The sequence below is a fragment of the Kribbella sp. VKM Ac-2566 genome, from assembly GCF_004366005.1.
Lineage (GTDB): Bacteria > Actinomycetota > Actinomycetes > Propionibacteriales > Kribbellaceae > Kribbella > Kribbella pratensis.
Map to the genome: position 1 here is coordinate 269,578 of NZ_SODT01000010.1, position 24,782 is coordinate 294,359.

Below are 24,782 nucleotides of genomic sequence, written 5' to 3' on the forward strand. Positions count from 1 at the left end.
CAACAATCCGCCGCAGCACCCGAGCGGCCTGCGGATACAGCGCCGGCAGCCTGCCCGGCATCCTCAGCTGAATCTGCAGATCCTCGCTCACGCGGTCTGCATCTGGCTTCTCCATGCCTACTCAACGCATCAGCCACGCAGAGTTCCGCGAGCGAATACGCCGCACAGCCGATCGATTAAGCAACGATTCGCGACGCTGCCCAACGCCTACGGCTTCGCCGGACGTCTCGACTCAAGTGGCCGACCGCGATCCTGGGCGCGTTGGCCGGAGCATGGCGGTCAGGATCGGGCCGTCGACGGACGGTTGCTGTGTGCTGATCTGCTCGTAGCCCCAGGATTCGTACAGCGCCTTGACTTTCCCATCGCCGTTCAAGGCGTTGACCAGCAACGACACCTGCGCCTCGGGACGATTGAGGAGCAACTCGTCATGGATCAGCAGAGCGATCCCCCGACCCCGCCACGGCTTCCGCAGCATGATCTCTTTCACCGCCGCGGTCGGAGTTTCTGTGCAGCCGTCGGGCAGCGGCGTGGTCATCCGGCGCCACCAGCGATCGTCGGGTGTGAGACTGTTCGCGTACGCAAACCCGACCGGCTCCTCCGCGTCGTACCCGATGACAACCTCCCATCCAGGATCCGACGCGTGCCGCGCGAGCTGTTCCCCGAATCGCTCGACCGAGTAGTTCGGCAGATGAAGCTGATCTGCGCGCACGTCCGCATACACCTCGATCATCGTGCTCCACACGTCGTCGATCACGGTGGAGTGGCGCAGCGCAATACCGTCAGGGGTCACAGAAGCTTCCTCAATGAGTCGTGTGCGTAATGGTCCCAGGCGGTTGCCGGGTGGCTGGACGGTGCAACGATCCGCAGTGCGCTGCCGAAATCCTGAAGCATCGAGTTGATCCGTGGATGCAGACCGGTCGGTTCAATCGGGATCGACATCGCGGTGGCAACCGCTTCCTCCAGATCGCCTTGCCCGAGCTGTGCCTTGGCCAGTCGCGCGGTGGTGATCGATCGGGTACGCCGCATGCCGGGCCGCAGAAGCGCGAGACTTCGATGGGCATGGCCCTCAGCCACCTCGTAGTCGCCGAGCGCCAGGTAGCCGGCAAGCGCGAGAGTCTCGAGTTCTGCCTGGTCATAGAAGGCGTCCAGCCAGAGCGGCCGTTCGTCGCCGGGTTCAGATCTGGCCAGGGCGTCTTCGGCATGGGCAACGGCTTGGCGTACGGCGCGGTGATCTCCAGTCTGGCCAAGGATCGCAGCATGCCTGGCATGGCCAAGGGAAGCGAACATCGGATCTCGCCTCGCAATCGGCAGCCGACGCGCCACGTCATTGGCAGCCAGCGCATCAACCGGCCTGGCCATATGGCGGTACAGGCTGCCGGCGTGGGACCAGATCCTGAACTGGATCGCCGGGTCGCCTGACATGGTGGCCAGGCCAGCTGCGCGATCGAAATGTCGTTGCGCGGTATCGAACCGGCGACCGTCGATGGCGGCCCACATGGCACTCGACGTGAACGACGCGGCGCATCCGTAGAGCGCGCTGCGAATGCGCTGACTCGCGGTCCCCCGCGCCTGCAGAGCGAGAGCCTCGCCGGCGAGCGCCGACGCCTGCGTCTCGATGGTGAGCTTTCCGCCGTACTGATGATCGCTCGCGACGATCAATGCGAACTTGGACAACAGCCGCTCGACGTCAGCAGCACCAACCCGAGACCGGGTGCCGCGCTGCGTCGATGCTCCGGCGGCAGCCATAACGGTCACCGCGGACGTGCCGATGAACCGACGCCGCGGAACATCCGCCGGCTCGGCGGGCGTGACGAATCCGAGATCGGTGATGGGACAGCTGAAGACTGCGGAGAGCGCGTCGCGCTGGCGGTGATGTGGCCAGCGAGTCTTCCCGGTCAGCCAGTTCCGCACCGTTCGATCGCTGACGGTGCCTCCGTAGCCGGCGCGCCGCAGATCGGCGTTGACCGCTTCGGCCAACTCGACCTGGGTCAAGCCGATCTCGGCCATGCGCGCCTTCAGGACCTGGTTGCCCTCCACAGCCCAACGATATGTACGGCGAGTCACGGCCCGACAGCGTTCTGCCCGGAAATTTCCGGTTCAGGTCGATCAACAGGTAGCGACGATTTCCTTACGTTCCGCAGTCGATGGGCCTTCGATGGACACCAAGGACCTCGAAGGGAATTCGAATGGACGTCGATGCACAGCTCGACCGCTCGGCCAGAAGCATCGCGTGCCCACGCCGGTTCGTACTACGTCGGGCCGTCGACGTGACCGGCGTCAGCGGCACCGGCGATGTTGCAGAGGGCGTCGAGTGGTCAGACGGCACCGTGGCGCTGCGGTGGCGCGGAGAGTGGGCCACCACAGTCGTCTGGGACTACGGCCTCGACGCTCTCCTCGCGGTACACGGCCACAACGGTTCCACTGTCGTCCGGTGGCTCGACTCCGACCGCCCGGTCTGAGCGACCGTTCACTTCGATGGCCGAGCAGGAACTCTGGCGCGTGCAGTTGTGGCTGGGCGACTACTTGATCGAGGAGCACATCGCCCCGACTGCACTCGCAGAGCAATACGCGCACGTCATCAACCTTCGGATCCACGGCCTACCGGGCCGACACCTGCGGTGTCAGCGAATCACCGACACGGCAGGCCAGAAGCCGGCCGGCGCGGGACGAGATAGCGAGTCCGTCCTGGGCCGGCCGTTCCAAAGCCTCACCGACATTGGAGAACGACCATGAGCAACGCGATGACCGCGGTTCCCTTCGGCGTCCGTCACCTGGCTTCCGGGCCGGACATGACGCCGATGGAACTGCCGATGACCTACAGCGCCAACCTCCAGTTGAATGTGTCTGCGACCGGGAACCCGTACCACGCGATCGCCGCGGCCCTGCCGGAAACGAACACCGAGACACCGATCCCCGACGGCCAGCGCCCCGGATCGGACACTTCGACCGACAACTACTGACCATGGGCACCATCCTGGTGCTGACCGGTCGCGATGACCTGACGGCAGACGCCGTCATCGACGAGCTGACCCGGCGGAACGCATCAGTCGTCCGGTACGACACCTCCGACTTCCCGCAGTCTTCGCGCGTAGCTGGGACCCTCGGGGTGAATGGCTGGGAGGGGCACCTGACAGGTGAGCGGTCAGTCGACCTCGGAGCGGTTAGTGCCGTGTGGTGGCGACGGCCAGCCGAGTTCAGCGTGCCGAGCGCCTGGCCGGACGAAGCGCGGGCATTCGCGGTGCCTGAGGCGCGCGTCGGAGTACTCGGCGTACTGGGGTCACTGCCAGTGAGATGGATCAATCACCCGGCCAAGGACTCGGCCGCGAACTACAAGCCGGTTCAGCTTGCTGTGGCAGCCCGCGCAGGACTCGACGTACCGCGGACAGTCATCACATCGGATCCCGATCATGCTCGTGACTTCATCGGCGCCGACGAGGTCATCTACAAGGGCCTCAGCGGCGGTGTGCTCACGGCGGAACGTCGTCATCGGTACCTGCCGACCACGGTGCTGCGCGCCGATGAGATCGACGCGAGCCTCACCGGCACTGCGCATCTGTTTCAGGAACGAGTTCCTAAGCAGTGCGAAGTACGGCTGACTGTGATTGGGCAGCGGATGTTCCCGGTCGCGATCCATGCCGGAAGTGCGGCTGCCAGACTGGACTGGCGAACGGACTATTCGTCCCTCACCTACGGTCCGATCGAGCTTCCGGTGCAAGTGGAGAAGGGTGTCCGGCTGCTCATGGACGAACTGGGTCTGTACTTCGGAGCGCTGGATTTCGCCGTGACCCCTGACGGCCGATGGGTGTTCTTCGAAGTGAACCCGAACGGTCAATGGCACTGGCTCGCGGTCAAGGCCGGCGTACCGATGATCGAATCAATGGCCGACGCCCTCCAAGGAAAGGACGATTGACTCCGTGACAGACTGGACCGACGCCGCTCGCAAGCTCGCCGACGAGATCACAGCAGCGGCACCGGAGTGGCACGACTCGGTCAGCTCCACACCTCGGCACCAACTGGTGCCGAGGTGGTGGGAGCCGATCCCCGACAGCTACCCATTCGCCTGGGGACTCCGCACGCCGCACCCGGACCAACCATGGGCAGAGATCTACGCCGACGAGACGCTGGTGACCCGTGTGGGCGCACTCCACGCCGACAGGGCAGACCTATCCGACCGTCCAACGGGTCTCCCGACGTCGTCCTCGACACTGCCCGGGTTGATCGTGCGCATGCTGCACCTGCTCAGCCCCGGCGAACAGGACCGGGTGCTCGACGTCGGCACCGGCTCCGGCTACTCCGCCGCCCTCCTCGCCCGTCGCCTCGGCGACAAGCAGGTGACCAGCATCGACGTAGACCCCTACCTCGTCGACGCCGCCCGCGAACGCCTCGCCGCCTTCGGCCGAACACCGCACCTCGAGATCGCCGACGCCACCGGCTCCCTGCCCGACGCCAACTACGACCGCATCATCGCAACCGTCTCCGTCCGTCCCATCCCGCCCGCATGGCTAGACGCACTCCGACCTGGCGGAAAGATCGTCACCACCATCACCGGCACCTCACTCCTCATCAACGCCAAGAAACACCCAGACGGAGTAGTCCGCGGCCGCGTCCAACCAGACCCGGCCACCTTCATGCGCACCCGCCGCGACACCGACTACCCAGCTCGCCTCGACCATGTGTACGACGACGCCCGCGACCAGCCAGGCACAGAGACCCGCCAACTGAGCGGCCCTCTGCCCGATCTCTGGGACGACTGGGAACTGCGCTGCCTGTACGAGCTCGACAGCCCCGACATCGAGAACCGCTCGGCAACCCGCGAGGACGGCAGCCAACTCCTGTGGCTCCTAGCAGCCGACGGATCCTGGGCCCGCGCCGACAGCGAAGACAAAACCGTCCACCAAAGCGGCCCACGGCGCCTGTGGGACGACCTAGAGCGCGTCCAAGCCAAATGGGCGGCCGCCGGCCACTTCCCTCTCCACACCATGACCGTCGAGCTCGACACCGACCGGAACACCCTCACCAGCCCCGACAGCAACTGGACACTCGACCTCTGACCATCTCCGCCGCCGACCGGTGCCTTGCCGCCTTGAACGACGCCGCTGACAACGAGTGGGACGAGGTGAAGAGCGCAAGGCTTGCAGCGGTGCGGAGGCAATAGCCGGCCTGGGCCGAGACGCTCTCGCCGATGTCACCTCGCAGGTCATCGCGAAGACGATGGCTGATTGTCAGATCACCGACTAGCCCCGCAGCCCGTCCGGTGCAGACGGACCCAGCCCCTTCTGTGCTCGACGCTGCGAACACGTTGGCCTTGCCGAGGCCGGGCCGGCTACGCGAGCCGCTGTTCCGCGCGATGCACCATCCGCAGAAGGAGATCGGCCAATTGAACTGCCTCGGCCGCCTCAACCGGATCATCGAACTGGACAGTCCTGTGGCTGGCGGGATTCTTAAAGGCGCCGATTGCGCCGGCGAACAGATCGGCGGTGGCCTGTTGCTCGCCCGGTTCCGCGCCCGGGTCCCGCAAGACACCGTCCTTTGGGCTGAAGGCCTTCCGCATCAGCGCGACGCCGATGAGATCGTTCGACAGCCCAGCTACTCGCCGTACTTCGACCTCCACGGCCTTCATCGCTGCGAAGGAGGCGGTCTCGTAGTCACCCAGACCGAAGTTGGCGCGGGCTGATGAGAGGAGGGGATCGAGGTTCCCCGCAAGGCGATCGGCCGCCCAGACCTTCGTGACGGCGCTCGGGTCGTCGGCGATCTCGCGGCCCAGCTCGGTCACCTGCTGCCATTCCGACAGGGTGTTCATGGCGTGCGGGCCAACCAAGGCGTGGGCTTGCAGCCAGGCCCAGGCGTCGGCGATTCGCGCCATGAGTTGAGCGCCGTCTTGCCCCCCACCGACCGCTTGCTGCATCCCGCGCAGCGTGTTGTTGGGATTGATCTGCGCGCTGCTGTTCGCCAGCACCTTCAACAGGCGCAGAGCAAGCTCAGGCAACGGAAGATTCCGGATGTCCTCAATCGGCACAACGGTTTGGAAGGCCATCGACCGATCGTAGGGCAACCCCGCGACCGCACCTCGTTCAGCCCGGCGCCGTAAGTAGCTCAACTCGCAAGACCAACTCCGGCCGTTCCCCGCGGCCATCCCTCTCGACCTAGACGGCCCACCCCGCAGGTGGCGAGCGCCGACCGGCTTCCGTTGATAACGGCTGTCGAACAGTTCGCTTCGCACTAAGCAGAGGAGTCGGGAGGCCAGGCGCTGCGTGATGGGACCTGGCATGCGCCGCCTTGGTTGCCCTCGTTTGAGCGAGTCCGGCAGCGATGACTCCGATGACGGCCACCGTCAGAGCGACAGGGCTGGATATCAGCGCCGCCAGGACCACTGGTTCCATCGAGTACTTCTTCCTCCGAGTCAGGGGATGACTCTCTCTCACAGTCCCGGCCCAGGGGTCGGGGCTCCCCACGAGCGGGACGGCGATCTTCTCACTGCCAGGAGGAACGACACCGCCGCACCTGGCCTCTACCAGCAACTTTGCTTTCGTTCGCTTCACACCATGACAACATCTCCCGCAGGAGTCGACGCCACTTCGCGCCACGGCCCGCACCACGATCGCGGCAAGGCTGGCGTTCAGCGAACGACCGTTTCCCGAACACCCTCCACACCGGCCACCAGCGGCAAACAGGCCGACGTCGGTCAGGGGTGGCAATCTGTCAGTCGGCCCGCGTGCCCCAGACGTGGGGCGTGATTGGGAACTGAAACGGGATCACATACTGCCAAGGTGGCATGCCGGCCGTGCCGGTCACAGAGCAGACAAACCGGACCGTTTCGCCCTCGATCGGTTCCGATTGAAAGACCCACAGCCCCCTGGTGACAGGGTGTCCGGCTGGCGTGGCCGGGAGATCCAGCTGGGGGCTGAACTCGTGTCGATGTGGGTCGTCCGAACCCGGCCCCAGTCCCGCAAACAGCTTCCGGACATTGTCGTCTACCAGGGCGATGGTTGCCGAAGCGAACGCCACATCACACCTGATGTGCACCGGGATCCATCCCTGGCGTTCTCGGCGAGCGCTCTGCTCGCACCCCGACTCGTCGCCAGGCACGGGGCCGGCGTGCTCGTCGGCGGAAGCCTGCTCACCGCAGCCGGTCTCGTGATCCTCGCGGCTGTCGCAGGTCACGGCTCGTCGATCGCGGCAATCGTCACCATCAGCGCGCTGATCAGCCTCGGCAACGGCCTCGTGCTCCCATCGCTCGTCGGAGCCGCCCTGCTCGACGTACCCGCTGCTCACGTCGGCGCCGCGGCCGGCGCGTTGACGACAACGCAACAGTTCGCCAGCGCCGCCGGTGTAGCCGTCATCGGCACCCTGTACTTCGAGGCGGCCGGAACCGATGCGGGCACCGGTATGGCATGGTCCGCGTCGGTCGACGCCGGACTCGTCCTCGCCGTCGCGGCCGCAGTCGTCTATGGCGCCATCATCCGACGCGCCCCGCCAGAGATCCGCACGGCGGGCCTGCCGACAGCCAGATAGCGCAGAACGGCGGAGCGTGGTTTGAGGCTGATTCCTTGCACAGCCAACCAGTCGAGGTTGCGTCGACCAAGCTCGACGCCTTCCAGGTCGATGGTGAGTACTGGACGACTGAATCATTGCCCTCGGAACGAGAGGCACGGCCCGCACGCGCCTAGCCGCGCCGTGCTCGCGGTAGCGCTGACCTTGGCAGCTGTCAACAAAAGCGTTACTGAGAAAATTCTCAGCAATCCCCTATTCCTGAGAATTCTCTCAGGAAATGCTCAAAGAAATCGAAATTCGCACTCAACCAAACCACCCGGCTCGGACATCTGAACCTGCGTACGGGCGACATGTCCGTGGGGGTTGTGCATAACGAGAGGGAACTTCTGTGTTGAGTAAGCGACGTGTTGCGCTGACGATGGCCGGTCTGAGCCTGGCCGCGGCAGCGGCGGTCCCCCTGACCGCGGATGCGACCACGCCGGGGCCGGAATCGTTCCGCGCCGCCGGCAAGGCCGCCGCCACCCTTCCGACCACCGCCGCCCAGGCCGCCACCACGGCCTGCGGCGTCGCGGTCGGTGCCGTCAACGCCACCGGCACCGCCGGCGGCTACCACATCACGGCCACCAAGCCACCCACGGTGGCCAACCTGAGCCAGTACAAGCTGTTCGGCGTCCGGGCCAGCTCCACCTGGTACGAAGAATCCGACCGGTCCACCGACGCCTACTACGGCATGATCCTGCAGGGCGCGAACCTGTACGCCGCGACCACGATCTACACCGGCACCGCGACCACGCCGACCGTCCACGCGACCAAGATGGGCACCGGCTGGAGCGGTTTCAGTCAGATCACCGACTCCAACTACGTGTACGGCGCCAACCAGCACTACTTCCTCTACGGCCTGCACGCCAACGGGTCGATCTACCGCTACAAGGTGTCGAGCGCACCCAAGGCGTACGGCTCGGCGCCGGGCTTCAGCTCGGTCCGGGCGATGACGCTGATCGCCGAGACCGCGGCGTACGACACGCTGCTCGTCACCACTCGGGGCGGCCAGATGTACACGGTACGGATCCCGGTGACCGCGCCGATGAAGCCGATCGTGACCCAGGTCCGCGCCGGCGGGTTCGGCGGCTACGACGAGCTGATCGCGCAGCGCTGCGGCGCCACCAGCACCCTGCTGACCGCCTTCGACCACGACACCAACCTCGCCACCGTGTACGCCGTCGGCCGCACCACCGGCCCCACCACCCCCATCCGAAGCTTCGGCAGCTTCAAGACAACCTTCGGCGCAAACGTCAACTTCCTGCTCACCGGCGCCTACGGCCCACAACGCCTCGGCGACTGAACCAACCGCAGTACACCCCTGCCCCCCGCCCGGCACTGCCAGGCGGGGGCACGGCTTGATGAAGGTCCAGGGACCCGCGGCGGGTGAGGCACACTCCTTCAGGAAGACGCCGGCCACGGCCCTGGAAGACGCCCGACCACTAATCTTCCAAAGCCGGTGAGGGGACTCGAATCAGCCAATCCGGTGGGTAAAACGGTGAGTTGCCGTGCGCATGAATCGGCTTGGGCGGAGGCGATCGGGTACACAAGCGGCTCAGCGTGCGAATCAGGAGCCGCCCGGAAGCCGATCTACGAGTGGCCTGTATTCATAGCCTGCGTGGACCGCGCCCATGGCCCGGCTGGAAGCCACTCAACTGATCCCGTTGCCACTGTCAGACAGGCTCTGGTTGGTGAGCTCTTCGCCCTGACCCGGCATTGAGCGGTACGCCGGGCTCCGGCGCCGGCGTGTGACGAGTTCGGGAAACTCGTCACGCGCCGGCGGATCGAGGGTCAGCGGCGGGCGAACATCGCGTCCTGGGCGTAGCCGTTGTGAAGACCGCCCGTGTATGGGTCGACCTGTGGGGATACGACCAGACGGTTCAGGCCGGTCCAGACGACGTTGATGCGGTTGTCGGATCCGACCGCCAGTCCGGTGTAGTCACCGTGGAAGACGTTGCAGTCCTTGCCTTCCGCGTTGGTGATCGGTGGGTCGGTGTAGCCGTCGGGTCCGCAAATGCGCGGCCATTGGCTTTGCGGGACGTACTGACCCGCCCAATGCGTGACGGAGATGTCGATCTGCTCCGCAGGGCTGCGGCCGGTGCCGTTGGGGACGAGTGCTTCGCGCGTGAGGGCGGATACCGCACCTCCCGCCGGTGTCCGTGGCGCGATCGTCAGCAGCACGTGGTTGAAGGTGTCGTCACGATCACCGGCCGGGTCGGCGATGTTCTCGTTGGAGTCGTACGCGATCGCCAGTGAGCCGTCCGACCGGAAGTCCGCCCACGGGAACCACTGGTCGCCGGCGGCGGCGTCCACGGTGATCCGTGGCGTCCACGAGGCACCGCCGTTCCAGCTTTCTGCCATGTAGATATTGGTGTTGGTCACGGCGTTGCACGGATTGTAGTCCGGCGCCGTACCAGGGATCGCGTCAAGGCAACTGGCCGGCGCCGCGTCGTGCGTACCGGCGAAGTTGTCGTTGTAGACCACGACCCAATGCGCCGGGTTGTTCGGGTCGGCGACGATCGTGCCCGGCGATTGCCACCGGATCTGGTGCCCGGTCACGGTCTGCCGTCCGATGACGCTCCAGGGCGTGTCGGCCGCACCGTCTTCCAGATTGGCGATCACCACCGGAACCCCGAAGGTGGCTCCGCCGTTGGTGGACTTCACCGCGAGCAGGGTCGATTCGTACTCGCCGGGAGTCTCCCAGCCCGCCTGGATGTTGCCGTTCTGGAAGTGGACGATCAGGTCGCCGTTCGGCGCCACATCGGGAATCGGGAACCCGTTCTCGTCGCACTCGCCGGCCGGCCCGGCGTTCTGGAACGTGCACAGCGGGTTGGAGCCTGAGATCTCCTTCGGTGTGGACCAGGTCTGCCCGCCGTTGTCGGAGTAGGCGAAGTAGACCGGCGATTCGGCGTACGCGCCCTGCAAGGCGTTCAGGAAGCGCGCCGCGACGACGTACGCGCGGCCGTAGAACGGCGAGGCCGGGTTGTTGTCGACGGTCAGCCATTCCTTGTCGAAGAAGGTCGCCTGGTTCGCCGGCCCGATCGAGGCGCCCTTGCCCTTCATTACCGTGACCGGCTCGCTCCAGGTGATACCGCCGTTGCGCGAGTAGCTCACCGACACATCGCCCTGGGCAACGAACGGGCCGCCGAGGCCACCGACGTTCTCGAGCTGGGCCATCATCGCCCAGCCGGTTTGCGCCGTGTTCCCGGACAGCCGCGCGTTGAAGGCCGGCGACGGGTCACCGGCGCCGTTGCCGGTCCGCATCGGGATCTGGCCGTCGACCCAGCTCGCCCCGCCGTTGACCGACGTGAAGAACCCGGTCGGCACCAACGCCTGGCGTGCGCCGGTGGAGTTGTTGAACCGATAGAAGTAGTCGTTCGATCCGGCCAGCAGATGCGTCGGCACCTTCGGGTTGACCACGATCGCAAGCTCGTTGTCCGGGTTGAAGTCCTGGCGGTACGGCTGGACATCGTTGCAGGAGATGTCCATCGACCCGGCCGGAGTCCCGTAAGCGGAACCGGCGGCGACCGCACAGCGGTAGCGCTCGATCTGGACCTTGCTGAACTGGCCGCCACCTCCGGTCGTGCTCCCGCTGGTCACCGGGTCGACGACAGGCCGAACGACCATCCTGGCGGTCGAGAACGGCCGGTCGCGTCCTTCGGCGGCCTGCACGGCGATCATCGGTACGACGAGCAGTGTGGCGACACCGGCCACGAGGGATCTGGCCCGCATGGTTCCTCCCCAACGCACCCGGGCAAGCGACGCTGCTCACCTCGACGGGGGCGCGTCCCACTTCGGATCGTCATCCCGCTCGACCTGTCCGTCAACAGCCAGACCCCACCCACTGTGAATTAGCGGCACTTCGCGCTCAGTCGTTGTGTTCGAGGAAGCGGGCCGAGCTGGCGTCCTGGAGTCGTGCGCGGAAGAAGGAACTGCTCAACCAACGTCACACGCACGGCGTGCTGGTGTACGACGGGATCGAGCCGGTCGGATGGTGCCAGTACGGTCCCAGCGAGGAGTTGCTTCGTCGTAGCGAACGGATACCGCCGCCACTTCAGGCGGTGTCGGGTACGTCGGCACACTGTCGATGTACGAACGCGAAGGATTCACCCCGCGGTCAAGCCGTCCATGCCCCGGCGACGGACCCTCGACGCCCTCGGCGACCACATCATGCAGAACGTGACTAGATGGAGACATGGAGGCAATCCACCTGGTGCTCGGGCTGACTGGGTCATGTCGGACGAGGACGAGCCCCGCGTTGACACGGCGAATGGGCCACACGCTTACTGAGCTACCCGGATCGCGTCCAATCACTCAGCGGGATGGTCACATCCAGGGTCGCTCCGGGCTCGCCATCCCCCGGCCAGCCTATCGAGCTGGATTGAGAACACCTTTTCCAGAACCGCACGGGTCGGAGTGTGTCAGGCCGCGGACCGCGTGATTCAAATCATGTCCCCGTTGTCACGATGACTCGTTGAAACTGGCAGGTCGCCATGCTGACTCAGCAGCCGACCTCGGCTCAGTGTGCGCTCATGGGGTCGGCCCGCCGTTCGAGGCATCGAGTTCAAGGCGTGTGGCTAAGTTGCGTGTCCGGCCTCGGACACGGATGCGAACCACACTCGTCGAGGCACATGATGCCCGGTGCGGGGCCGCTGGCGGTCAGGTGTCTGTGGGGCGGGCGGTGTTGGCTCGTTCTTCGCGTGCGGTGTGTCGGGCGGCCTGCCAGGGGAAGTCGCGTGGCGTGGCGGCCTGCTCCTCCGGGGTGCCGCCGCTGATGATGTACGCCCGCCGGTGGTCGGCCGACCGGTTCGGTGACGTGTAGTGCAGGGTGCGGCTGGCGTGGATCGTCGCCCCGCCGGCCGGGATCGGGCACGCCACGGCGGTGGAGACATCGACCGATCCGGGCTCCACTTCGAGGCCGTGCACCCGTGGGTCGCCGCCGATCGGCCGGTGCGGGACCACCTCGCCGCGGTGCGAGCCGGGGACGAAATGCATGCAGCCGTTGTCAACCGTTGCCTCCTGCAACGGAATCCAGATGCTCAGCGCGTGGTAGCTGACCGCCGGGTTCCAGTACGCCTCGTCCTGGTGCCAGGGCGTCTCGACCCCGTTCCGGGGCGGCTTGTTGATCGCATGGTCGCCTCCGAACGTCGCCTCCGGACCGAGCAGCTCGGCCAGCACCTCCTTCGCGCGATCGAGAGTCTCGCTGCGCAGGAGCTCCGGCGCGTACTGCGACGGGTTGAGGATCTGCGGGAGGTTGGCCTCGCTCTCCTCGTCGTCCGCACCGGCCAGGTCGAACTGATCGCCGGCCGAACGTCCGGCGCGCTCGGCGAAGAGACGGTCATAGATCGTACGCATCCGCTCGACCTCCTCGGCGGAGATGAAAGACTCGAGCGCGAGGAAACCCTGGTCGTGGTACCGGACCACATCGTCTGTTGTCAGCATGACCACGACGCTAGGGCCGGCTCCGACTGCTTGCGTCCGGAATCGAACGCGAGACAAGATCGAACATGGCCGACCGACTGGAGCTGCAGGATCCCCGCCTGCCCGGAGTCGTCACCCTCGGCCGCTATCGGTACTCGTATGCGCACGACGTACTCGGCGCGCACTCCCACCCCGGCTGCGTCGAGGTCTGCTTCCTCGCCCGGGGACGGCAGCGCTACCGGCTGGGCGACCGGGTCTATCAGCTCAACGGCGGCGACCAGTTTGTCACGCTCCCGGACGAGCAGCACGACAGTGCCGGCGAGCCCGAGGACAAGGGCGTGCTGTACTGGCTGATCGTCCGCGTCCGTGACTCGCCGCTGCTCTACTTGGACAGCACCCGCCGACGACAGCTGACCCAGGCGCTACTTGGCATCCCGACCCGGCAGTTCCGGGCACACCCCGAGGCGGGGTTCCTGTTGGACGACGCGATCGCGCAGCTCAGCGGCCAGGCGAGCGAGCTCGCCCGACTCCAGGCGGCGATGTCCCTCGCGCAGTTCCTGGTCCGGACAGTGACGGCGAGCGCCGCCGACCAGGCGCGGCCGGTGTCGGCGGTGGTAGAGCGGAGTAAGCAGTACGTTGCACAACATCTCGGCGAGACGATCACCGTGCCGATGCTCAGCCGCGCCGTCGGCCTGTCACCGGCCCGCCTGCACGCACAGTTCCGCCAGGAGCTCGGTTTGCCGCCGGGCGAGTTCATACTCCGCAGCAAGATCGAGCACGCCCGCACCTTGCTCGGCGAAACCGATCTGCCGGTCACCGAGATCGCGCACTCCCTCGGCTTCGCCAGCACGCAGTACTTCGCTACCGCGTTCAAGCGGCTGACCCGAACCACCCCAACGGCGTACCGACGTGGGTAGGCGCCTCGTGCTCATCAGGGTCCCTACGGCTGACTGCCAAGGGACGGCCTCAGCTCGGTTCATTGGCGGGGTTTTGGTCGCTTGGTGGGGATGGCGGTAAGTGGGTCTTCCGGCCAGGGATGGCGGGGGTAGCGGGCTCGCAGGTCGGCTCGGACCTGGGGATAGCCCTGCTTCCAGAAAGAGGCGAGATCGCTCGTGATCGCGACCGTCCGCCGTGCGGGCGACAAGAGGTGCAGAACGACTGGGACACGACCGTCCGCGACGACCGGGGTGGCAGTCCAGCCGAATACCTCCTGCAGCTTCACCGCGAGCACCGGTGGCTCGGCACCGTCGTACGCGAGTCGGACCTCGGACCCCGATGGGACCTGGAGCCGTTCCGGTGCGAGTTCACCCAACCGGGTTGCCGCGGGCCACGGCAGTAGTCGCCGGAGCGCCGAAGCCACGTCGATGTGGGCAAGATCGCGCGCGCCTCGCACCGAGGCGAGCTCGGTACCCAGCCATTCGTCGAGATCGGCCAGCAGCGCTTCGTCGTCGACCGCAGGCCACGGGGCGCCGAGGTGGGCGTGGCAGAACGCGAGCCGCTCCCGCAAGGCAAGTGCGGCCTCCGACCAGCGCAGTACCGACAGACCGCTGCGCCGGATACCGTCCCGGACGGCGGCTTGGACGAGGAACCGGTCGGGCTTTGCCAGCGGGACGTCGTTGAGCACGATCGCGCCGAGTGCCTCGACACGTCGCGTCACGATCCGGCCGTCGTCCCAGCGGATCTGGTCGGTGGTCGAGACGAGGTCTCCTGCGATGTCTCGCGCGGTCTGCTCGTCGATCGGCGCCGCGGAACGGATCCTGGCGTCGGCGCGACCGGGCGCTCGGTCGGCGACCGCGATCGCCAGCCAGGTCGTCGTCCGCAACGGCGACTGCGGATCCAGCGCAGCCCCCGTCCCACCAGACATCTGGTACGTCGCCGAGTCGGCTCCCCGAACCCGGGCAATCCGATCCGGATACGCCAACCCCACCACAACCCCCACTGCAAGATCATCCGGTACGGCGCCCGTCCCCCGCCGTACTCCGTCTCCACCCAGCGGGTCGCCTCGGCCGAGGCGCTTCGTCTCTTCTCGCCAGCGGGCCGTGGCTCCGCGGTCCTCGCCGCGGCGGAGGGCCCGCCAGCGGGCCGGTAGGTCATCGCCGAAGTCGCGTCCGGAGTCGTCCGAGAGCATCGCGACGATCTCGCGTGCCCGGTCGGCGCCGACCCGCGGCGTCCCGTCCAGCAGCGCACGAGCCAGCCGAGGATGCGCGCCGATCGCCGCCATCTGCCGTCCTCGCTGGGTGATCCGGCCGCTGTCGTCGATGGCGTCGAGGCGGCGCAGCAGTTCGGTGGCCGCGGTCATCGCCACCACGGGCGGCGCCTCGAGCAAGGTCAGACCGTCGCCGGCCGGCGCACCCCACGCCGCGAGATCGAGGGCGAAAGCTGCCAGATCGGCGATCGCGATCTCCGGCGCCGGATGATCGTCGAGATGCGCGTGGTCGGTGGCGGACCAGCACCGATAGACCCGGCCGGGCGCCTCCCGCCCGGCACGGCCCGCTCGCTGGTCGGCCGACGACTTCGACACCCGGCAGGTGACCAACGCACCGAGGCCACGGGACTGATCGGTCCGCGGCTCCCGGGCAAGACCTGAGTCGACCACAACCCTGACGCCAGGCACCGTCAGTGAACTCTCCGCGACCGACGTCGTCACCACGACCCGACGAGTGGCGGCGGGCGTCAACGCGCGGTCTTGTTCGGCCCTGGACTGGCGACCGTACAACGGCAGGACATTCTGCCCGGCCAGCCGGCGAGTCACACCGTTGATCTCGGCCTCCCCCGGGACGAACACAAGGATGTCGCCGTCGTTCTCGGTCAGTGCACGCCGGACGACGGCCGCGACGTGATCCAGCAGGCGTGGGTCGACCCGCCCACCGGGAAGCAGCGGCACGGGGACCGGTGGTGGCGCCCACTCGATCGCCACGTCGAAGAGCGCCGCAGACGCGGTGATCACCGGCGCCGGAGCATCCGGGCCCAACGCGCGACTCAGCCCGATCGTGTCCGCCGTGGCCGAGGTCGCGACGATCGCCAGGTCTTCCCGGAGATTCGCCCGGATGTCGACGCAGAACGCGAGCAGCAGATCGGCATCAAGGTGCCGCTCGTGGCACTCGTCGATCACAATCGCGGCGACACCCGGCAGCTCCGGGTTCTGTTGCAGTCGCCGTACGAGGAGCCCGGTCGTCACGACCTCGATACGGAGTCCTTTGCTGCCGCTGCGTTCGCCGCGCATCGCGTAGCCGATCCGCTGCCCGAGCGGTTCGCCGACCAGCATCGCCAGCCGGGTCGCAGCCGCGCGGGTTGCCATCCTTCGCGGCTCGGCGACGACGATCGTGCCCTCGAGCGCGTCGCCCAGCGCAAGCGGCAACAGCGAGGTCTTCCCTGACCCAGGCGGCGCAACCAACACCGCGGTACCGCGCGAACGCACCGCATCGACCGTGGCAGGCAAAACCGCCCGGACAGGCAGATCCGCCCCCGGCACCGACGATTCAGGCAGCAACACGCCCCGACGCTAGCCGACCACCGCTGGACGTCGGGGTGCCGCATCACGAAGAAGACGCATCAGGAGTAGTCGTCGGCGCCGGTGGCCAGGCGTGTTGGCGGCTCAGCATGAGGCCCGCCACGACCAGGACCACGCCTGGGATGTTGTGTGGTTCATCATCAGCTTTGCCTTCGTCGCCTATCTGATAATGCTGTTCTCGATCGTGGGTGACCTGTTCCGCGACCCGACACCTCGGGAGTGGTCAAGGCCGTCTGGCTCGTCGCCCTGTTGTTCTTCCCGCTGATCACCGCGCTCGTCTACGTCGTCGCGCGTGGTAGCGGCATGGCGCACTGGGACAGGCTCCATCCGGCACATCTATCACCGCCGGTTCGGCGAAGACTCACCCGCAGCGGATGAGCAACCTGAGCGGCCGGCAGGCAACACTCGACGGAGGGGGTCACGATGATCGACCACAGGTCGCCCCCGCCGGATGGGCCGGAACGGGGAGTTCTGACATGGATGTCGAGGTCGTGTTCTGGAGTGTGGTCCTCGCGCGGTTCGCGCTGCCGCTGCTGATCCCCCTGTTCCCGTTGCCGGCGATCATCGCGTGTCTTCTGCTCGACGGTGTCGACCAGACGATCTTCCAGACCTTCGGGTTCGACCCGCCGTTCTACCAGAGCTATGACAAGGCGATGGATGTCTTCTACCTGTCCATCGCCTACCTGGCGAGTCTGCGGAACTGGACCAATCCCTCGGCGGTGAAGGTCAGCCGCTTCCTGTTCTTCTTCCGGCAGATCGGTGTGGTCGTGTTCGAGCTGAGCGGCGTACGGCTGCTGCTGTTGTTGTTCCCGAACACCTTCGAGTACTTCTTCATCGCGTACGAGGGGGTTCGCACCCGGCGAAACCCACTGCGGTACGCCTTCAAGTTCTGGGTGATCGTCGCCGCTGCGATCTGGATCATCGTCAAGCTGCCGCAGGAGTACTGGATCCACGTCGCCAAGCTGGACCTGACAGACACGATCCAGGACGTCCCGTGGTTCCTCCCGGCGCTCGTCGTCGCGGTGCTCGCGCTGCTCGCGGTCCTGTATTTCTTCGTCCGTCCACGGTTGAGCCCCGCCGACTGGTCCTGGAAGTTCCGCGCCGATCCGCTGCCGCTGGGAATCGACGAGGCGTCCGAGCGTGCGGCGTACCAGGCCGCGCACCGGAAGGTTCTCGACGCGACGACACTGGAGAAGGTCTTCCTGATCGGTCTGATCAGCATCATCTTCGGGGAGGTGCTGCCCGGCGTCGAGGCGAGCAGCCTCCAGGTGTTCCTCGGGATCGCGGTCTTCGTGGTGATCAACGCCGCGATCGGCCTGTGGGCGGCGAAGCGCGGCTACTCGTGGAACTCCGCCGCGGTGTCGTTCGGGGTCGTCTTCGCGACGAACGTCGTACTGGTGATCCTGGCCGACGTGCTGCTGTCGCGGGGACCAGGTCAACTGCACCTGGTGGACGCGTTCTTCTTCATCTTCCTGTTCAGCATTCTCACGACGCTGTACGACCGATACCACCCGATCGCCGACTACCGCGCCGCCGGCTCCGACCGGACAGGAGCGGAACGCTGACTGTCCAGGAGTTCAAGGCGATCACCCGGCGGCTGGAGCATACCCTGCACACCGGCGGCGGCCTGCACGGATTCGACTGGGGCTGGGTCGTCTTCGCTGGGATCCTCGACATCGTCCATTGGGGCAGCGGCTGGACCCAACGCCGCCAGACCCCCGGCTACCGAGGCACTGTCCAGGCATGACCTGAGAAGGTGCGTGATTCTCCTGCCACCCTCGGGAAACTCGTCAGCGTGGTGGGCGGAGTACTGCGAACGGATCGGTGACGGTCAGCTCGCGGGCCACGAACTTGTAGACGGTCGCAGGACGGCCGCCGCTCTGGCCGGGGCTGGCTCGCCGTTCGGTGGGGTCGATCACGTGCCTGCGGGTCAGGACGCGGGTGAGATTGGTGGCACCGAGCTCATAGCCGAGTGCGGCACCGAACAGATCACGTAGCTCCGCAATGGTGAACTCCAGCGGAGCCAGCGCGAAACCGATGTTCGTGTACGACAGTTTCGCGCGCAACCGCGCGACCGCGGCATCGATGAAGTAGTGATGATCGAACGCGGTCCGCGGCAGCTCGTCGACGGGGTGCCACTGCGTGTCGGACGGAAGCTTCGGCTGTACGTCGGACGGAACCAGGCCCAGATAACCCGTCGCCAGCACGCGGGCCCGCGGATCACGATCGATCGCACTGTGCGTGGCCAACTGTTCGAGGTGCGCGACGTCACGAACGTCGACCTTCGTCGCAAGGTGCCCGGTGATAGCGTCCCGCAGCCGCTCCGTGGGCTCGACCCCGCCGCCGGGAAGGGCCCAGCGGCCGCGGTACGGGCTCCGTGCGCGTTTCCACAGCAGCACGCACAGCCTGCCGTCGCGAACGGACAGGACCACGGCGAGCACCTCGTGCGGGTAACTGGGGAAGTTAACCGGATCACCTTTCTTGGCTGTGGGCACGAGGCCGATGGTAGCGTGCATCTAGTTATCGCCTCTGAAGCGAAAACATCACGGAGAGCAGGCAGCAGATGCAACTGACGACGGAGACGGTCCGGACCGCGGTGGCGGCCGCACTGATCGAGGACCAGGCGGCAGACGATGTCACCACCCGATGGAGCGTCCCGGAGGCGCTGGAGGCCGAGGCGACGATGATCGCCAAGCAGTCCGGTCGCGTGGCCGGTCTGACCGCTGTACAGGAGGTGTACGCCGCCGTCGATCCCACCGTGACGGTGCGGACGGCTGTCGCCGACGGCGATCCGGTTGTCCCGGGGCAGCCGCTGGCGTGGATCAGCGGCGCAGCGCGGTCGGTCATCACCGGCGAGCGGGTGGCGCTGAACTTCGCACAACGGATGTCGGGCATCGCAACCCTCACGTCGGCGTTCGTCGCAGCGATCGACGGACGCCCGATCGCGCTCCTCGACACCCGAAAGACAGCACCCGGCCTCCGGGCCATGGACAAGTACGCCGTGAGTTGCGGCGGGGGGACCAACCACCGGCTCGACCTGTCGGCCATGGTGCTGCTCAAGGAGAACCATCTCGCCGCGGCCGGCGGCGTCCTCCCGGCCGTTCGCCGGGTCCGGGACGGCATGGCCGCCGAAGACAACCGCATGGCGATCGAGGTCGAAGTCACCACTGCCGAGGAGGCCCGCGAAGCGCTGGACTGCCAGGTCGAGTGGATCCTGCTGGACAACATGCCGCTCGAGCAGATGGCTCTGATCGTCGAGCGGCGCAACACCTCCGGATCCGCCACCCGGCTCGAGGCCTCCGGCAACATCACCCTGGACACCATTGCCGATGTCGCCGCCACCGGCGTCGATGCCATTTCGGTCGGTGCCCTGACCCACTCCCCTACCGCACTCGACATCAGTCTGCTGGTGACCCGCAGCCACGGCTGAACCAGGGCTCGCCATGCCCAGTTATCGCTTATCAAGCGAAAACCTCCCGAAAGAAGGATCTGTTGTGACCGTTGGTCAGCGCACGGCAATCAGCTGGCAGGAAGAGGTACGGCGCCTCGCCCAGGAGCGGGATGCTGTGATCCTCGCCCACAACTACCAGGAACCGGCGATCCAGGACGTAGCCGACCACGTCGGCGACTCACTCGCACTGTCGCGCATCGCGGCCAGTACCGAGGCGTCCACGATCGTGTTCTGCGGCGTGCACTTCATGGCGGAGACGGCCAAACTTCTCAGCCCCGGCAAGACCGTGTTGATCCCGACGGCCCAGGCGGGCTGCTCGCTGGCGGACACCATCGACGCCGACCAGCTACGAGCCTGGAAGGCTGACCATCCCGATGCGGTTGTTGTTGCCTATGTCAACACCAGCGCGGCGGTGAAGGCCGAGGCCGACATCTGTTGTACCTCGTCCAACGCAGTGGAGGTGGTGAACTCGATTCCGGCGGATCAGCCGGTCCTGTTCCTGCCGGATCAGTTCCTCGGCGCGCACGTCCGGCGACAGACCGGCCGGGACAACATCGAGGTGTGGATGGGCGAGTGTCATGTACATGCCGGCATCACCGCGGCCGACCTGCGCGCTCAGGTAGCCGCCGATCCCGCGGCCGAAGTTCTCGTGCACCCCGAGTGCGGCTGCGCGTCATCGGCCCTCTGGCTCGCCGGCGTGGGTGACCTTCCGGCCGAGCGGACGCACATCCTCTCCACCGCCGGCATGTTGGACACCGCTCGCGGCATGACTGCGAAGACGGCTCTGGTCGCGACGGAGATCGGCATGCTCCATCAGCTTCGCAAGGTCAACCAGCAGACGACGTTCCTGCCGGTGAACCCGAAGGCCTCGTGCCGCTTCATGAAGATGATCACCCCGGAGCTGCTGGTGCGGTGCCTGCGGGAGGGACGCGACGAGATCCAGCTACCGCCTGAGGTCGTCGAGCGGGCGCGGCGTTCGGTCGAGCGGATGGTTGCCATCGGCAAGCCTGCGGGTGCTCGATGACGCGCGTGGCCGATGTCGTCGTCATCGGCTCCGGCGTGGCGGGCATGTCAACCGCACTCGGTCTCGCGGCCACCCGTCAGGTGATCCTGCTCAGTGCCGGCGACGGCAGCACGCCCTGGGCGCAGGGTGGCATCTCGGCCGCGTACGGCGAGGACGATCCACTCGACCACTGGCACGACACCGAGGTCGCGGGCGCGGGATTCTGCGATCCCCGGAACGTCCGCGCGCTGGTCGAGGAGGGACCGCAGCGGCTTGCCGAACTCATCGCTCACGGGGCGCGCTTCGACCGTGACGGTGCCGGCTCGCTGTCGAGGACGCTGGAAGGCGGCCACAGTCGTCCTCGGATCGTGCACGCAGGCGGTGACGCCACCGGTGCTGAGGTTCATCGCGCGCTCCTCAGCGCCCTGCAGCGAAGCAGCGTTCAGACGGTGACCGGGCGTACCGTCGGTCTGCTTCAGTCGGAGTCCGGAAGCGTGGTCGGGGTGCTCGTGGAGACGGGCACCGAACTCAGGCAGATCGAGGCACGCGCCGTCGTACTGGCCACCGGCGGTATCGGCAACGCCTACCTGGCCAGCACCAATCCCGCGACGGTGCGCGGTGACGGGATCGCCTTGGCGCTGCGAGCCGGCGCGTCGCTGGTGGACATGGAGTTCGTCCAGTTCCACCCGACCGCGCTCCACACCGGTGAGACCAGCGGTCAGTTGCCCCTGGTCACCGAGGCTGTCCGAGGTGAAGGCGCCGTACTGCGCGACGTCCACGGCCGTCGGATCATGGCCGGACGGCATCCGCGGGCCGACCTGGCGCCGCGAGACGTCGTCGCTCGGGCGATCGAGGCGACGATGCGCCGCGACGGATCGGACCATGTCTGGCTGGATGCGACAGCTGTCGCTCCGGACGTACTCCGGAAGCGGTTCCCGACCGTACTGGCCTCGTGCGCACGCATCGGCGTCGACCTGTTGTCCGAGCAGATCCCGGTCGCGCCGGCCGAACACTTCCTGTGCGGCGGCGTTCGGACCGATCGGAACGGCGCAACCGACGTACCCGGCCTGTACGCGGTCGGCGAAGTCGCCGCGACCGGCGTACACGGGGCCAACCGGCTCGCCTCGAACAGCCTGCTGGAAGGACTCGTCTTCGGGCGACGCGTAGCAACGGCCCTGACCCTCGACCTCCCCGCGAAGGACCTCGGCCGCGCCCGTGAGCTCACGCTCGGCGAGGATCGTGAACCGGAGCGGATTCGCACGATCCTCAGCAGGTACGCCGGCATCCGCCGCGACGGCGCCGGCCTGAACGCCGCCGCGGACGAGCTCGACACCCTAGGCACCGGCCCGCTCGCGACGGTGGCACGGGCTGTCGTCGCTGCGGCGACCGCACGACAAGACAGCCGCGGCTGCCACTGGCGCTCCGACCATCCGCACGCCGACGAACGATGGGACAAGCACATAGTCGTACGCCTCGACCAAGAAGGCCGCCCGACTACACGCCAACTCCTCCCCTCGACGTGCCCGGCGTAGTCCACCCATCCGGGGTCGCGTTGGCCCCCGCCGCCAATGCTCCAACCAACTTCATGTCACATCGACCGGAGAGGCTAGGCCGCTCCTGATGTCCCCCGCCCCACGCCCCTTCGAGCCGTCCACCGCGGCTCGAATGGGCGAGCAGACTTGCCGTTCAGCCTCGCGCGGACGTGTTCCGACCGGTCACCGTGGATGCGATGACGACCAGAACGGCTGAGATCGCGATGGCCACGATCCAGCGCACCCAGTCGACGCCTGGGCTGCCATTACCGCCGAACGCTGTGTAGACGAACCATCCGATGATTACCCCGCCGATTCCGCACAATATGGTCAGCCAGATCGGGATGTTGTCCTTGTTGCCCGGAGCGACGAACTTTCCGAGTAGGCCGATGATGATGCCGGCGACGATGACTCCGATGATTTCCATGATTCCGTTCCTCTTTGTAACCCCGAATCGCTGAGGTGATGTACCGCAGCGACCTCACCGGTGCCCACGCCACAAACCGGTCAAGCCCCTGGTGTCGGGTGCGGTTCCGGGGCTGCTGGTCTGAACTCCCGGAACCTGGAACACCGGACCTCGCGCGCGATCAGGCTTCCTGACACTGCCGGTGCCCGGCCGTATGCGTACGGCAACCACCCGGCCTGCGGCACTCCGGATGATCAGTCGGGCAGCTTGCGGGTGTCGATCAGCTGGAGCGCGACGGCGCGCCGCTTCGTGTTGGTGTCTTGGGAACAGCGCCGCAGTATGGCGAAGGGCCCGGTCGCCGTCGAGGTTGTAGCGCTCCATCAGGATGCCCACTGCCTGACCGACGAGTTGGCGGGCGTCCGGGCTGGAGGCGCTGCGGGCAAGCAGGCGAGTGGTGGAGCCGTTGACCGCTGCGCGGTGGCACCTCATGCGTCAGGCCCGCGAGGAGGGCTCCAGCTGGAGCCAGGTCGGCACCGCCTTGGGCATGAGCAGGCAGGCCGCCCGCCTACGACTTCTGCCGGCGCAAGCTCGACCAGCAAGGCGAATCGGTCGATGACCTGGATCGCGAGGCCGAGCGCGCCGTCAAGCTCGGCGCGACGGTCGAGTCACATCAGCCATAACCCGACGGCGTCCGCGTCCACCTGGTGTGCCTCTTCCTCCCCGGCAACTAGCCCAAGAACGCGGACAAGCTGTTGGCCAGCTCTTCCGGCGCCTGCTCGGCCATGTGATGACCGGACTTGATGCCGTGCCCTTCCACCTGGTGGCACCAGGACCGCCAGACCTCGACCGGATCTCCGTAGAGCCGCTCGAGATCGTCATCGGTCGACCACAGGGCCAGCGTCGGGCACTCGATCCGCCGACCGGCAGCACGGTCGGCCTCGTCGTTGTGGCGATCGATCCCGATCCCGGCCCGATAGTCCTCCAGCATCGCGTGCACCGTCGCCGGGTTGCGGATCGCCGCCAAGAAGTCGGCGTGGTTCTCCGGTCCGAGCGCCTGCGGTGTGTTCTTGGTCCAGGCCTCGTACCAGGTCTCCGGGTCGGCGCAGATCACCCGTTCGGCCGGTTTCGCCGATTGCGCGAAGAACCACCAGTGCCACCACGCCGCCGCGAACTCGGACCCGCACCGCTCCAGCGCCTCCACCACCGGCACCCCGTCCATCACGACCAGCTTCGCCACCCGATCAGGATGATCCAGCGCGGTCCGGTAGGCGACGTACGAGCCCCGATCGTGCCCCACGACAGCGAACCGCTGATGGCCCAACACTTCCATCAGGCCGACGACCTCGGCGGCCATCGCACGTTTGGAGTACGGAGTGTGGCCGGCGTCCGTCACAGGTTTGCCCGATCCGCCGTACCCACGCAGATCCGGGCACACCACGGTGAACCTCGCGTCGGCGAGCCGTGGCGCGACGGCGTACCACGTCGTGTGCGTCCGCGGGTGACCGTGCAGCAACACCACAGCCGGCCCGGAACCGCCGTACCGCACCCGGGTCCGGATCCCGGCGACGTCGAGCTCCTTCAACACAAAGTCTTCGAACATCCCTCCGCTGTACCCACTTCACAAGCGCAACAGGTCGCAACCTCCAGTCATGGAACGTGATGCCTGTGCCCGCCTGTCCACCTTCTTCGCGGGCCCTCACTATCCGCCCGGACGTCGCGCAGAAGGTGCCGCCGCCGCGTTGGCAGAAAGGCGCCTGCCGGGCGCGGCAGCGGGAAGCTGACCGGCAAGCGGGCGCTGATCACCGGCGGCGACTCCGGCATCGGGCGCGCCGTCGCACTCGCGGTCGCGTTCGCGCGGAAGGGAGCTACGCCACCAGCAAAGCGATCCTCAACTTCACCAAGGGACTTGCACAAGAGCTCACGCCGCC

The 24,782-nt window shown here is 67.0% G+C and carries 22 protein-coding genes and 2 pseudogenes; 14 read left to right on the top strand and 10 right to left on the bottom strand.

Annotated elements, in window-relative coordinates; genetic code table 11:
- Positions 1–232: 232 nt before the first annotated feature.
- The gene (locus tag EV647_RS19680) at positions 233–790 is read right to left on the bottom strand and encodes an N-acetyltransferase (RefSeq protein WP_134004936.1); all 558 of its coding nucleotides are present in this window, start codon (positions 788–790) and stop codon (positions 233–235) included.
- The gene (locus EV647_RS19685; RefSeq protein ID WP_202870785.1) at positions 787–2,037 is read right to left on the bottom strand and encodes a hypothetical protein; all 1,251 of its coding nucleotides are present in this window, start codon (positions 2,035–2,037) and stop codon (positions 787–789) included. The genes EV647_RS19680 and EV647_RS19685 overlap by 4 nt, the downstream gene beginning before the upstream one ends.
- Positions 2,038–2,186: 149 nt before the next feature.
- Between EV647_RS19685 and EV647_RS19690 the strand changes: the two genes are divergently transcribed.
- Genes EV647_RS19690 through EV647_RS19710 form a run of 5 tightly spaced genes read left to right on the top strand, consistent with a single transcriptional unit; the run spans position 2,187 to position 5,051 of the window.
- Positions 2,187–2,459, top strand: a complete 273-nt coding sequence (locus EV647_RS19690) for a hypothetical protein (protein WP_202870784.1) — start codon at positions 2,187–2,189, stop codon at positions 2,457–2,459.
- Between the two features lie 16 nt (positions 2,460–2,475).
- Positions 2,476–2,733, top strand: coding sequence for a hypothetical protein (locus tag EV647_RS19695; protein ID WP_134004938.1), 258 nt, complete (start codon positions 2,476–2,478; stop codon positions 2,731–2,733).
- Complete coding sequence (gene tgmA / locus EV647_RS19700; protein WP_134004940.1) at positions 2,730–2,960, top strand: putative ATP-grasp-modified RiPP; 231 nt, start codon at positions 2,730–2,732, stop codon at positions 2,958–2,960. The genes EV647_RS19695 and tgmA overlap by 4 nt, the downstream gene beginning before the upstream one ends.
- A 2-nt stretch (positions 2,961–2,962) precedes the next feature.
- Positions 2,963–3,910, top strand: coding sequence for an ATP-grasp ribosomal peptide maturase (gene tgmB, locus EV647_RS19705; RefSeq protein WP_134004942.1), 948 nt, complete (start codon positions 2,963–2,965; stop codon positions 3,908–3,910).
- Positions 3,911–3,914: 4 nt separating this feature from the next.
- Complete coding sequence (locus tag EV647_RS19710) at positions 3,915–5,051, top strand: methyltransferase domain-containing protein (protein ID WP_134004944.1); 1,137 nt, start codon at positions 3,915–3,917, stop codon at positions 5,049–5,051.
- 272 nt (positions 5,052–5,323) lie between these two features.
- Here the strand turns inward: EV647_RS19710 and EV647_RS19715 are convergent, their stop codons facing one another.
- Positions 5,324–6,034 carry a TIGR02391 family protein gene (locus tag EV647_RS19715; protein WP_166680382.1) on the bottom strand — a complete coding sequence of 237 codons (711 nt, stop codon included), beginning with the start codon at positions 6,032–6,034 and terminating at the stop codon, positions 5,324–5,326.
- 830 nt (positions 6,035–6,864) lie between these two features.
- Between EV647_RS19715 and EV647_RS19720 the strand changes: the two genes are divergently transcribed.
- Both EV647_RS19720 and EV647_RS19725 read left to right on the top strand, forming a co-directional pair.
- On the top strand, positions 6,865–7,512 hold the full coding sequence (locus tag EV647_RS19720) for a hypothetical protein (RefSeq protein ID WP_134004948.1): 648 nt from the start codon (positions 6,865–6,867) through the stop codon (positions 7,510–7,512).
- A 370-nt stretch (positions 7,513–7,882) separates the two neighbouring features.
- Positions 7,883–8,833 carry a hypothetical protein gene (locus tag EV647_RS19725; protein WP_134004950.1) on the top strand — a complete coding sequence of 317 codons (951 nt, stop codon included), beginning with the start codon at positions 7,883–7,885 and terminating at the stop codon, positions 8,831–8,833.
- Positions 8,834–9,321: 488 nt separating this feature from the next.
- Here the strand turns inward: EV647_RS19725 and EV647_RS19730 are convergent, their stop codons facing one another.
- Together EV647_RS19730 and EV647_RS19735 are read right to left on the bottom strand one after the other, a co-directional pair.
- Positions 9,322–11,262 carry a sialidase family protein gene (locus tag EV647_RS19730; protein ID WP_134004952.1) on the bottom strand — a complete coding sequence of 647 codons (1,941 nt, stop codon included), beginning with the start codon at positions 11,260–11,262 and terminating at the stop codon, positions 9,322–9,324.
- 927 nt (positions 11,263–12,189) lie between these two features.
- The gene (locus EV647_RS19735; protein WP_134004954.1) at positions 12,190–12,972 is read right to left on the bottom strand and encodes a phytanoyl-CoA dioxygenase family protein; all 783 of its coding nucleotides are present in this window, start codon (positions 12,970–12,972) and stop codon (positions 12,190–12,192) included.
- Between the two features lie 65 nt (positions 12,973–13,037).
- On the opposite strand from EV647_RS19735, the gene EV647_RS19740 reads away from it, so the two are divergent.
- A complete protein-coding gene (locus tag EV647_RS19740; protein ID WP_134004956.1) occupies positions 13,038–13,868 on the top strand; it encodes an AraC family transcriptional regulator in 831 nt (276 codons plus the stop codon).
- Between the two features lie 59 nt (positions 13,869–13,927).
- Here the strand turns inward: EV647_RS19740 and hrpB are convergent, their stop codons facing one another.
- Positions 13,928–16,444 (bottom strand): ATP-dependent helicase HrpB, encoded by a 2,517-nt coding sequence (gene hrpB / locus EV647_RS19745; protein ID WP_134004957.1) that lies wholly within the window; start codon positions 16,442–16,444, stop codon positions 13,928–13,930.
- A 237-nt stretch (positions 16,445–16,681) separates the two neighbouring features.
- Here hrpB and EV647_RS43730 point away from each other — a divergent pair, with 237 nt between their 5' ends.
- Both EV647_RS43730 and EV647_RS19755 read left to right on the top strand, forming a co-directional pair.
- Positions 16,682–16,840 carry a PLDc N-terminal domain-containing protein gene (locus EV647_RS43730; protein ID WP_202870781.1) on the top strand — a complete coding sequence of 53 codons (159 nt, stop codon included), beginning with the start codon at positions 16,682–16,684 and terminating at the stop codon, positions 16,838–16,840.
- A 98-nt stretch (positions 16,841–16,938) separates the two neighbouring features.
- Entirely contained in the window at positions 16,939–18,027 is a 1,089-nt protein-coding gene (locus tag EV647_RS19755; protein WP_134004959.1) for a hypothetical protein, read from the top strand.
- A 225-nt stretch (positions 18,028–18,252) separates the two neighbouring features.
- Here the strand turns inward: EV647_RS19755 and EV647_RS19760 are convergent, their stop codons facing one another.
- The gene (locus tag EV647_RS19760; RefSeq protein ID WP_238177298.1) at positions 18,253–18,957 is read right to left on the bottom strand and encodes an NUDIX domain-containing protein; all 705 of its coding nucleotides are present in this window, start codon (positions 18,955–18,957) and stop codon (positions 18,253–18,255) included.
- Positions 18,958–19,025: 68 nt separating this feature from the next.
- On the opposite strand from EV647_RS19760, the gene nadC reads away from it, so the two are divergent.
- The 3 genes from nadC to nadB are packed head-to-tail and all read left to right on the top strand — an operon-like array spanning position 19,026 to position 22,448.
- A complete protein-coding gene (gene nadC, locus EV647_RS19765) occupies positions 19,026–19,892 on the top strand; it encodes a carboxylating nicotinate-nucleotide diphosphorylase (RefSeq protein WP_134004963.1) in 867 nt (288 codons plus the stop codon).
- A 13-nt stretch (positions 19,893–19,905) separates the two neighbouring features.
- Positions 19,906–20,937, top strand: a complete 1,032-nt coding sequence (nadA, locus tag EV647_RS19770; protein ID WP_134004965.1) for a quinolinate synthase NadA — start codon at positions 19,906–19,908, stop codon at positions 20,935–20,937.
- A complete protein-coding gene (gene nadB / locus EV647_RS19775; protein ID WP_134004967.1) occupies positions 20,934–22,448 on the top strand; it encodes an L-aspartate oxidase in 1,515 nt (504 codons plus the stop codon). Before nadA ends, nadB begins: the two co-directional genes overlap by 4 nt.
- A gap of 154 nt (positions 22,449–22,602) precedes the next feature.
- On the opposite strand, the gene EV647_RS19780 is transcribed toward nadB, so the two are convergent.
- The 3 genes and pseudogenes from EV647_RS19780 to EV647_RS19790 form a co-directional block, all read right to left on the bottom strand.
- Complete coding sequence (locus EV647_RS19780; RefSeq protein WP_134004968.1) at positions 22,603–22,875, bottom strand: GlsB/YeaQ/YmgE family stress response membrane protein; 273 nt, start codon at positions 22,873–22,875, stop codon at positions 22,603–22,605.
- Between the two features lie 233 nt (positions 22,876–23,108).
- Positions 23,109–23,280 (bottom strand): annotated as a pseudogene (locus EV647_RS43070) (ANTAR domain-containing protein); the annotation flags it as partial.
- Positions 23,281–23,581: 301 nt separating this feature from the next.
- A complete protein-coding gene (locus EV647_RS19790) occupies positions 23,582–24,454 on the bottom strand; it encodes an alpha/beta fold hydrolase (RefSeq protein ID WP_134004970.1) in 873 nt (290 codons plus the stop codon).
- A 162-nt stretch (positions 24,455–24,616) separates the two neighbouring features.
- Here EV647_RS19790 and EV647_RS43075 point away from each other — a divergent pair.
- A pseudogene (locus EV647_RS43075) lies at positions 24,617–24,721 on the top strand (NAD(P)-dependent dehydrogenase); the annotation flags it as partial.
- Positions 24,722–24,782: the final 61 nt, after the last annotated feature.